Origin of the sequence: Pseudomonas peli (genome assembly GCF_050563605.1) — a bacterium.
Lineage (GTDB): Bacteria > Pseudomonadota > Gammaproteobacteria > Pseudomonadales > Pseudomonadaceae > Aquipseudomonas > Aquipseudomonas peli_A.
The window spans coordinates 1-266 of sequence record NZ_JBNXUH010000125.1 but is presented as its reverse complement, the minus strand read 5'-3'; the positions used below and the strand labels follow the sequence as shown (position 1 = coordinate 266).

Here is a 266-nt window from a genome sequence, read left to right as displayed (position 1 = left end):
TTGTTTTTTTTTTAAAGCGCGCCGGGGCCTACGCAGGCCCCCGCCGGGGGCGCCCCGSCGGCGGCGTCAGATKTWTATAAAAGAAACASMCCGGCCCCTKCCMGACCRGSKGGSKCCCCCCMCCCGCCAGTACAACGAACGCTTTCATAACCTGGAGCGTTGGCGCGACCGCTTGCTCAACGGCGACGACGACACCCTGGAAAAATTTGTCGTCGAATACCCCAACGCCGACCGCCAGCACCTGCGCCAGCTGATCCGTCAGGGCC

1 pseudogene is annotated in these 266 nt (G+C 64.0%); it reads left to right on the top strand.

The annotated features are described in order from the left end of the window. Positions 1-121: 121 nt before the first annotated feature. Positions 122-266: pseudogene (locus tag ACQ4LH_RS21270) on the top strand (DUF615 domain-containing protein); the annotation flags it as partial.